The sequence below is a fragment of the Okeania sp. SIO2F4 genome (genome assembly GCF_010672385.1).
In the GTDB taxonomy this organism is placed as follows: Bacteria; Cyanobacteriota; Cyanobacteriia; order Cyanobacteriales; family Microcoleaceae; genus Trichodesmium.
Window position 1 is genome coordinate 1 of the sequence record NZ_JAAHGT010000315.1, and the last position, 9,645, is coordinate 9,645.

Here is a 9,645-nt window from a genome sequence, read left to right on the forward strand (position 1 = left end):
TAAAAAACTGTAATACTCCTAGCTTTACTATCAACAACCCATACTCTTAATACACCCGCATCTAAATAATCTTTGGCTTTAGCATTAAGTTGACCATAAGTTTGACCTGGAGAAATAATTTCTATTACTAAATCTGGCGGTACGGAACAAGCAACATCTTCTTCCCAGTCATCAGGAAAACGTTCGGCAGCAAGATACAATAATTCTGGAACAGGTATCCAATCTTTTCCTTTTCTGATTAATTTAACTGCCAATTCTGGGTAGACTTCTCCCTTTCCTGGACACCATTCATCAATTAAATAAAGTAAAGCACGAGTTAGTTTAGAATGAAATTTTTTAGGCAACATTTTTGCTACTGCCATTCCATCAATAAATTCATAAGTAATATCTCCCTCTCCTGGTGGAAGTTCGAGAAATTCTTGTAATGTGAGTTGATTTTTTACCTGCACCATTTTTCACCTCTAATACAAAATTCAAAAAAGCTCGTTACAGTATTTTTTTTCTCCCAATTAATAATTAATAGTAGATTGCATTAGACAGCTACAATTTACAGAAGTTTTTAGGTCAGTGAACCACATAAAAAAAATGATAACCTTGTAGGGACGTTGCATACAACTTTGTGGTCTACTCAATTAATTATTTGGTGTTGGGTTTCGGAGTCCCTCAACCCAACCTACGCTTAACTCCTCTAAATATGAAGAATTTTTCCCAAGGATATCGACATTAAATATAGAGACGCTCGAACCCTAATATTCTATGAAACTAAAATTATGAATAATTTTTTCCAGAGATATCGACATTAATTATAGAGACGTTCAAACCCTAATATTCTATGAAACTAAAATTATGGACAAAGATGCAAAAGTCAAACAATTATTAACCGACATCAAAAACCAAAGGGGAGACCAAAGAAACCAAACTATTAACAATTTACTAAATATTACTCCCAGGTTGCCGGGAATTCGTAAAGACAAACATCCAGATTATTTACACGCAGTTAATAACACTTTATTTTCTGTCAAACAAAATATTGATAGGTTTCTCCAGGAATACAAAAAAAGATGGAGAATTGATATTAGTCAAAATTCACCCCTACTGGTGCGACAGCGTTATGTAATGTGGATAAATGGATATTTAAAGTATGACATTTTTGACTTATACAGCAAAACAAATCAAGAAATTAGTCTCAATACTTTAGTGGGTGAACAGGAAAAAGAAGATTGGATAGATTTATTAGCGAATGAAGGATTCAATATTCCTACATTAGATGGTTTTGAGACTTACATTACCCATCAACAAAATCAGAAAACCCAAAAAAAAGGTTTAATTGTAGAACTTTACATTGAGAACGATCCAGAAGGAAAATTACAGAAAATTCATCCCAAAGGATATCCAGAATGTAATGCTCAAGCAATAATTCAGTATTTTTATTTGAGTAATCCAGGTGACAAAGTAACAGTAAAAGAAGACTGGATTATTGTTGATAAGCCAAAGGTAAAATACATCAGAAAAAGCAAAAAAATAACCAATCTCTCTGAACCAGAAAAGAAAAGTAATTGGACAACCTTTGCCAAAGAGCATAACATTAAATATCAAACTATCAAAAGCTCTTGGAACAGACATCGAGAGAGTTTATTTAAGGAAATTAATCAGGATATTGAGCATAATTTCGACAAGTACGCCAAACTATTTGCACCACAAATAAAAGAAATATTAGGAGAAAATGGCAATGATGAATAGAACAGAATTACAACCAGTTTTTGTAACTTTAGATGGCGAAACACATCAACAAGCTGCCAGTGTAGCTGCCGAACAATCTAACCCAGAAATTGGCAAACAAACTTATTTGAATATTCTGGCTGTTAAGGCTGTTAATAATTTATTGAAATGGTTAGATTTTTCTACATATTTACAACAGCTTAAAAGTTTAAATCCGATTTTGAGCGGAGTTTTAAATGCCACAGACTTAGTAGTAGAAAACAGGAGATTATTTTGTATTCCAATTTTGCCTGGAAAAACAGAATTTTCTGTACCTCCCGATTTACCAGAAAATTTTATTGGTTTTGTAGCAGTAAAGTTCGAGCAAGTTTTGGATAAAGCTAAAGTCTTAGGATATTTCCCTCTAACAGATGTGGATAATTTACCAGAAACTATTCCTCTGGAAAAACTACAACCTCTGGATAATTTATTTGCAATTTTAGAAGAATTAAAATTGCAAAATCAGACAGAAGTATTAGAAGTAAATGTCTTAGAATTCCTCAAACAAGGAATTGATGAACTAGCTGAAGAAATTGGTTGGCTATTACTCAATAAACAAACAGATTTAGCTTGTGCTAGGAAAGCACCTACAGAAGAGTTAAAAATTCCTACAGATAATTTTTTATCCAAACAACTCAAAATTGCCGGACAATATTTTACTTTGCAGGTAATTGGTCAAGTAAAAGATGGTGAAATAATCTGGCGATTTGAACTGCAAAATGTAGCTGTGGGTGGTTTGATTCCGGCAGGCTTTAAATTGCGATTATTGACAGAGTATGGAGAAAATTTTGAAAAGAATGAAGCTGTATCTACTCATGCTGTAGAAAAGCTATATGTAGATGTAATTTTAGAACCAGGAGAAGGTTTAATCTGGGAAATTGAGCCGATTCCTGATAATTTTAGTCGAGAAATTTTGCGGTTTTAGTTTGGCTCTATCTTTTTAAAATATTAGGCAAATAGATAGTCATGGAAAATCTGATACTGTTAAATTAATCAACAGTATCAATTTCCTGTTTCCAGAATTTTCATTATATTAGATATTTCAAATAATTAACCTTAAATTATTTGAAAAAAGTCTTAAATATTAATTTCAAGAAAAGTCTATTGAACAAAGATTTCAAATGGAGTCTAATACCATCTTTTGGAAAGTAAAGTACGGTTTTTTTTTGCGAATTATTCAAATTGGCGATATGCCAGTCAAGTATAATTCTTGGGGTAGTATCTCTTCTATTGGTTATCTAAATATTACTTACGGTTTTTTCGGGCGAATTATTCAAATTGGCGATATGCCAGTCGAGTATAATTTTTGGGGTAGTATCTCTTCTATTGGTTATCTAAATATTACTTACGGTTTTTTCGGGCGAATTATTGAGATTGGCGATATGCCTATTCGATATGGTTTTTGGGGTCCTGTCTCTATAATTGGCAATATGAAAATCACCTACGGTTTTTTTGGGCGAATTATTGAGATTACTATTCCCAGAGTTTCCGCACCAGTAAATGGTAGCTTAAGTCCTAAACAAATTGCTGCTCTAATAGCTATATTCGTTCAAAATGAGAAAATAAAAAGACGGCGCAGAGATTGAAGATTTGACAGAGAGCAAAACTAACTTCACAAGACAGCAATAGTCAAAGTTTTACTATTTTCAGACATATCTAACTTCATCATATTTGAATAAAATTCAATCAACTTTACAGAGTAATAAGTAGAACAACAAAACTAAATTCATAAAAGCTGAATTCAGCATAGTTGTCAACATTTTATCTCAGGAGTAAAATTGATGATTAACATTTTCCCAATTCATTTCAATGATGACGAAAAAGATGACCCTCTTATTCCACCAAAATAGTTGAGGCAATTCAGTTTCATAACTGGTAAATAAATAGGAAAGCGATCGCTAAACAGCATATCCAATCGACCAAGAGAAGAAAAAAATTCCTTTTAACCAATCCTCTTATTAAAAAGAAGAGGTAATAATTAATTATTAATTATTAATTATTAATTGTTGAAGTAGCATTCCGTAGGAAATGCTTACCTAAATAGTTATGATATATTTGGATTAAATTTATAGTTTTTTAACTGCTCCTTGAGGAATATTTCCTGATAAAACTTGCACAATATTTTTGGCAGCTTCAAAAGCAATATCGTGGCGAATTTCATCAACAGCAGAACCTAGATGAGGAGTAAAAAAAGTCTTATTTTTCTCAGTTATTAATGCCTCACAAATTTCTTGAGGACGATGAGAAATTGCCCAATCTTCCATCTCAAATACATCAGCAGCATATCCAGCTAAATGTCCCGATTGAATTGCCGAGGCGATCGCTTTTTCATCTACAACTGAACCCCGACATGGATTAATTAGGAAACTGTTTGGTTTCATTTTAGCTAAAGTATCTTGATTAATCAGATGATAGGTATTAGGAATTAAAGGTACCATTAACACTACATAATCACTACTTTTTAAGAGTTCTTCTAAATAAACTCTAGAGATTTTCCAGGCAGTTTCTTGTTCTACAGATAAAGGAATAGGGTCGCTGTAAAGCAAATTCATTTCAAAACCTACTAATCTTTGAACTAAAGCTTTTCCTAATTTTCCCATCCCTACAATTCCCAGAGTTTTATGCAATAATCCGGTACTATAAAGTTGTGGCTTCCATCCTTGAAAATAACCATCACGAATTAGGCGATCGCCTTCTAACATTCGACGACCTAATCCAATTAGTAAACCAACAGTTAATTCGGCTGTGGGTGCTGCTAATAAATCAGGAACAATTGTGAACCAAATACCTCGTTTTGTACAAGCATTTATATCAAAATTATCATACCCTCTTAAAGCTCCTGCAATAACTTTTAATTGGGGACAAGCATCTAAAAAAGTCGATTCAATATAGTCAGGCATAAATACCATTAAACCTTCAGCTTCTTTGGTTCGATTGATAATTTCTTCACGAGATAATGTTTCTTGAGTTTGATTGAGAATAACTTCACAAGTTTGACTTAAATAATCAATAACTTGAGTATGAATCCAATGGGTAATAACAACTTTAGGTTTTTTATTCATATTTTTAAAAGGGAACAGGGAATAGGGAATAGGGAATAGGGGGAAATAATACCTATCTAACTGGGTGGGGAAGTGTGGGGAGTGTGGGGGGTTGGGGGAGAAGTAAAAGTAGCTTGAATCAATACTGACCAATTAATAATTGTCAAAAACAGATCCCCGTTACAAAAATAACTTCTGTAGGGGCGAATGGCCATTCGCCCCTACTGACTACTGACTTCGTTAAGCGCCATAATTGAAAAGCTTTTATCGCTCATGAAAAACAATAGCTGATAGCTAATAGCTGACGGCTGAATGCTTAAGAATTAAATAAATTTTTGACGTAAATAATTACTTAAACTATCAACTAAAGTAACCATTATTAACACAACCAATAAGAGGGCAGAAACTTCCTCATATTTGAGTAAACGTAAGGCTCCAAGAATTTCAAATCCAATGCCGCCAGCTCCCACAGCTCCTAATACCATTGAAGCTCGAAAATTGTATTCCCAACGGTAAAAAGTCACGTCAGCAATTTGAGGAAAAATTTGAGGAAAAATGCTATGAAAAATAATTTGTAAATGATTAGCACCCGCAGATTTTGCAGCTTCAATAGGAGCATTATCCGTATGTTCTATAGCCTCGGCAAAGAATTTTCCCACCATGCCAATTGAATGAAATCCTAATGCTAATACCCCAGGAAGTGTGCCAAATCCCACTGCTGCCACAAAAAGAATTCCTAGAATTAATTCGGGAATTGCCCTAGCAATATTCAGAATCATTCTTGATAGGAAATAAACAACAGGATGAGGTGTGGTATTACGAGCAGCTCCTAAAGAAAGGGGAAGAGAAATAGCTACAGCCAGACCTGTACCAGCAATACTCATAGCAATAGTATCTATTAAAGGTTTAATCCAGTTTAGAGCGCGACTAAAATCTGGCGGGAACATTTCTCCAACCATGCTAATTAAATCAGGAATCCCCTCAGATAATCGTTGTCCATCCAATAATCCCACACTCCCAAAGCTCACTAAAATAATGGCGAATAAGGTCAATGTTTTAGTCAAAGAAATATACCAACTTCTTTGTTGTTGGCGAAGCAAACTATCAAATTTATTGGGAGTAACCATCATTTCAGTTATTAGTTATCAGTTATCAGTTATTCAGTTGTCAGTTATTAGTTATCAGTAAAGATAATTTGTAGAAGAAAATTGACTAATTTTTTTTAAGCATTTCCTGCGAACTGCTGCGCAAACAGCTATTAGCAAGGAACGAGTTGCTTAGGACTTATGTTGATGATAAACCTTAGACAGAGAGATACTTTTCCCACTGTTGCCTGCTATATTAGCAGTCGGCTCTAAGCTATTTAATATTTTTCATAAATGAAGCAAGCTTTTCGTTTAACTTCTACTACATTTTTAACTATAGAATTGAAACACAATAATGACTAACTTAAGTTGTTAATTCATACAATTTTCTAGGGGGAAATTGTAGATTTGTTCCGGAAGCTAATAGCTAATAGCTGAATGCTTCCGTTTAATAGACCTCTTGCAAAAGTTTTATTTAAATAAATTCAAGATCTAAAATTAACAATTTCATCTCCCTATTCCCTATTCCCTGACTTCTGCAAGAAGTCTAGTCTATTATTTACTCAATTTAGCAAAATCAAGATCGAGTAGTTTTCCTAAGTCTCTCACCACATTATAATCTTCATCTGTAATTGATTGAAATCCATCTGCTTTAAATGGTTTTAGTATCGCTTCATCTTCTAATTCTAAAAATGCCTGTTGAATTTGTGTTTTAAGTTCAGGTTTTAAATCAGAACGCATTGTCCAAGGATATTGAGGGAAAGGTTTAGATTCAGCAATAACAATTACCTTATTTTTATCAATTGTTCCCTTCTCAATTAAGGCATTGAAAATTGGTTTACTCAAACCTCCCGCTTGTGCATTTCCATTGGCAACAGCAACAGCAACAGCATCATGGGCACCCGCAAAAACTTCTTCATAATTTTCCCCTGGTGTTAATCCTTTTTCCATTAACATTGACTTGGGAATTAGGTGACTAGAAGTAGAAGCTTGATCTCCGTATGCCATAACTTTTCCTTCTATTTTTTCATAGGAATTAATTCCTGATTCTGCATTACCAATAACTACAGCTTTATAGGTAGTTTCTCCATCTTTTTCTAAAGCAGCAAAGGGTTCAATATCACTTTTAGTTTTCGCTAAAACGTAAGATAACGGACCGAAATAGGCTAAATCTAAACGTCCTTTACTAGCCACTTCAATCATAGAAGAATAATCGGTACTGACAAATAATTCAACATCTTTATTTAGTTTATTTTCTAAATAAGTCTCAAGTCCTTTATTATTTTGAATGACAGTAGCTGCAGATTCATCTGGTAATAAAGCAACAACTAATTTCTCAGGATTGGCTTTTGTATCTGCTTGTGTGGATTGATTTTCTGTATTTGATGTTTGAGTATTAGAATTACTACAACTGACTAAACCTAACCAAGCCAAAAAAAGCACTGTCAAAAAATTTTTTTTGAGGATTAAACTTAACATAATCTTTCTTTCTTAAACAATTAACGAAATAATTATAAGTATTATCTATCAAAAGTCAATACCCTTTTTTTTATGTGTTGTAGATAACATTGATTGAGTATTATACCATTTCACGGATAATTGATAAATAGTTGTCTTGATTTCTGCCTGATTATTCTCAATTTCTAATTCCCTATTCCCTGTTCCCAGTTAAGTGTTCCTTATCTCCTTTTTATATTTCCTGATACATTCAATCTCTTGGGGATAGTGTTTGATAAATTTCTTCAAGTTGGTGGTTTTTTATCTCTGAAGGACTACCATCAAAGAGAATTGTCCCTTTACCTAATCCAATAATACGATCGGCATATTCTAAAGCTAAATCAACTTGGTGCAAACTAAGTAAAGCTCCAATTCCATCTTCTTGACAAATCTTTCGTAAATTGGATAAAACTTGATGAGAACTGGCAGGATCTAAACTAGCTATGGGTTCATCAGCTAAGAGAAATTTAGGTTGTTGGGCCAAAGCACGAGCAATTCCTACTCGTTGTTGTTGTCCCCCACTTAAAGCTTTAACGGGTGTTAAAGCTTTGTCTAATAAACCTAATCTTTCTAGACAGTTTAAGGCAATATATTGATCTTTTTTAGGAAGAGGAAATAAACTTCTAAGGGTAGAATGATAAGCTAAACGACCTACTAAAACATTTTTCAGAGCAGTTTGTCGAGGAATTAATTGATGTTGTTGAAAAATCATTCCCGTCCTTTGACGATGTTTTTGTAATATTTTGGAGCTATCTAAATTACCTAATCCTTCAACAATGACTTGTCCACTGGTAGGGTAAGTAAGAAAGTTTATACAGCGTAAGAGAGTAGATTTTCCAGCTCCAGAAGACCCTAAAATTACCGTAAATTCCCCTTGAATAAATTCAACAGAAATGTTATGTAAAGCTATTGTGCCATCTGGATAAGTCACTGCTAAATTATTCAGAGAAATCATAATGCTTGATTAGTTATTTGTAAGCATTTAGCTGTCAGCTATCAGCTATGAGTTATTAAGGAATGAGAATTAAATAAGATCCACAGTTTTTGGCTAGGAGTATCCTACTGAAATGCTTCTGTCCAAGAAATCTGGAGGTTAATAAATTCTCATTCCTAACTTATTGTGGCAGATGAAGGAATTAGTTTTCAAGGATAATTAAAAATATTGAAAAACTCCACGCAAGCTATAATTTTCAATCAAAAATTGACCAAAAAATCAGGTCTCAAATCTCGCCTTTGAAGGGGATGAAAAACAATAAAATTTAGTATTTCAAGTCTCTAAATTTGTAAGCATTCAGTTATTAGCAGTCAGCTCTCAGCTTTTCTGGAGTGATGGTAATTTTTAATTCTCGCTATTAGACTAATTACTCCTGACAAAATAATGAATTAATAGCTGATAGCTGACTGCTGAATGCTTACCTGACTTTAGCCCAAGGTACTGATAACTACAGGACTTACGCATAACCACCACATCTAGTAGGGGTGATTCGCGAATCACCCCTACAGATAGGGTATAATTCGACATTTTGCGCAAGGTACTGATAACTAATAACTCAAATGATATGAACGAAGTTAAAATTCAAAGAGAATACGATCGACTTGCTAATACTTACGATTTACGCTGGCGGAGTTATATTATTAATACTCTTACTTTTCTCTACAATTGGGATAAAATTCAGCCACAAGCAAGAATTCTAGATGTTGCTTGTGGAACAGGGGAATTTGAAAGACTCTTGCTGGCAAAAAATCCGACACAGAAAATTGTAGGAATTGATATATCTGAAAAAATGTTAGATTTAGCTAGGAAAAAATTTGATACTTTTTCTAATGTCGAGTTTAAACAAGCTTCAGTTCATTCACTACCGTTTGACAGTCATTATTTTGATGTAGTTGTATGTGCTAATTCTTTTCATTTTTTTGACAAACCTCAATTAGCATTAGAAGAAATGAAACGGGTAGTAAAACCTAATGGCAAAGTGATAATTCTTGACTGGAATAAAGATTATTTTATCTGTAGAATTTGTGATTTGTTTTTACAACTTTTCGATCCTGCTCATCAACAATGTTATACCCAAGCTGAATTAAATCAGTTCTTGGTATCTGCTAAGTTTAAACTACATGGTGCAACTAAATTTCGTTTCGGAGTTATTTGGGGAATGATGGTTGTTACAGCTATACCGAATAATTAATAATTAATAGTTAATAATTAATAATTAGGAGTTGATAGTCAATTAATTATTCATTCAACAATTAAGGTTTAAAGCCTC

Annotated in this window: 9 protein-coding genes; 4 read left to right on the forward strand and 5 right to left on the reverse strand. The window is 33.4% G+C overall.

Going from position 1 to position 9,645, the window contains the following annotated elements; translation table 11 throughout:
• The coding region (locus F6K22_RS19765) for a Uma2 family endonuclease (protein WP_293101534.1) at nucleotides 1–452 on the reverse strand (452 nt) is incomplete at its 3' end.
• A 394-nt stretch (nucleotides 453–846) separates the two neighbouring features.
• Here F6K22_RS19765 and F6K22_RS19770 point away from each other — a divergent pair.
• The 3 genes from F6K22_RS19770 (at nucleotide 847) to F6K22_RS19780 (ending at nucleotide 3,344) form a co-directional block, all read left to right on the forward strand.
• Nucleotides 847–1,740, forward strand: a complete 894-nt coding sequence (locus tag F6K22_RS19770) for a hypothetical protein (RefSeq protein ID WP_293101537.1) — start codon at nucleotides 847–849, stop codon at nucleotides 1,738–1,740.
• Nucleotides 1,730–2,683, forward strand: a complete 954-nt coding sequence (locus F6K22_RS19775; protein WP_293101540.1) for a DUF1822 family protein — start codon at nucleotides 1,730–1,732, stop codon at nucleotides 2,681–2,683. Before F6K22_RS19770 ends, F6K22_RS19775 begins: the two co-directional genes overlap by 11 nt.
• A 196-nt stretch (nucleotides 2,684–2,879) precedes the next feature.
• Nucleotides 2,880–3,344, forward strand: a complete 465-nt coding sequence (locus F6K22_RS19780) for a hypothetical protein (protein ID WP_293101543.1) — start codon at nucleotides 2,880–2,882, stop codon at nucleotides 3,342–3,344.
• A gap of 480 nt (nucleotides 3,345–3,824) precedes the next feature.
• Here F6K22_RS19780 and F6K22_RS19785 read toward each other — a convergent pair whose 3' ends face one another.
• The 4 genes from F6K22_RS19785 to phnC form a co-directional block, all read right to left on the reverse strand.
• Complete coding sequence (locus F6K22_RS19785) at nucleotides 3,825–4,820, reverse strand: phosphonate dehydrogenase (protein WP_293101546.1); 996 nt, start codon at nucleotides 4,818–4,820, stop codon at nucleotides 3,825–3,827.
• Between the two features lie 302 nt (nucleotides 4,821–5,122).
• A complete protein-coding gene (gene phnE / locus F6K22_RS19790) occupies nucleotides 5,123–5,929 on the reverse strand; it encodes a phosphonate ABC transporter, permease protein PhnE (RefSeq protein WP_293101548.1) in 807 nt (268 codons plus the stop codon).
• Between the two features lie 510 nt (nucleotides 5,930–6,439).
• Nucleotides 6,440–7,363 (reverse strand): phosphate/phosphite/phosphonate ABC transporter substrate-binding protein, encoded by a 924-nt coding sequence (phnD, locus tag F6K22_RS19795; protein WP_293101551.1) that lies wholly within the window; start codon nucleotides 7,361–7,363, stop codon nucleotides 6,440–6,442.
• A gap of 229 nt (nucleotides 7,364–7,592) precedes the next feature.
• The gene (phnC, locus tag F6K22_RS19800) at nucleotides 7,593–8,336 is read right to left on the reverse strand and encodes a phosphonate ABC transporter ATP-binding protein (protein WP_293101554.1); all 744 of its coding nucleotides are present in this window, start codon (nucleotides 8,334–8,336) and stop codon (nucleotides 7,593–7,595) included.
• A gap of 604 nt (nucleotides 8,337–8,940) precedes the next feature.
• Here phnC and F6K22_RS19805 point away from each other — a divergent pair.
• On the forward strand, nucleotides 8,941–9,567 hold the full coding sequence (locus F6K22_RS19805) for a class I SAM-dependent methyltransferase (RefSeq protein ID WP_293101557.1): 627 nt from the start codon (nucleotides 8,941–8,943) through the stop codon (nucleotides 9,565–9,567).
• The last annotated feature ends 78 nt before the right edge of the window (nucleotides 9,568–9,645 follow it).

Coding starts and splice junctions, on each gene's coding strand:
- F6K22_RS19805 (WP_293101557.1), top strand. CDS start 8,941: ATGAACGAAGTTAAAATTCAAAGAGAATACGATCGACTTGCTAATACT.
- phnE (WP_293101548.1), bottom strand. CDS start 5,929: ATGATGGTTACTCCCAATAAATTTGATAGTTTGCTTCGCCAACAACAA.
- F6K22_RS19785 (WP_293101546.1), bottom strand. CDS start 4,820: ATGAATAAAAAACCTAAAGTTGTTATTACCCATTGGATTCATACTCAA.
- F6K22_RS19770 (WP_293101537.1), top strand. CDS start 847: ATGGACAAAGATGCAAAAGTCAAACAATTATTAACCGACATCAAAAAC.
- F6K22_RS19780 (WP_293101543.1), top strand. CDS start 2,880: ATGGAGTCTAATACCATCTTTTGGAAAGTAAAGTACGGTTTTTTTTTG.
- phnC (WP_293101554.1), bottom strand. CDS start 8,336: ATGATTTCTCTGAATAATTTAGCAGTGACTTATCCAGATGGCACAATA.
- F6K22_RS19775 (WP_293101540.1), top strand. CDS start 1,730: ATGATGAATAGAACAGAATTACAACCAGTTTTTGTAACTTTAGATGGC.
- phnD (WP_293101551.1), bottom strand. CDS start 7,363: ATGTTAAGTTTAATCCTCAAAAAAAATTTTTTGACAGTGCTTTTTTTG.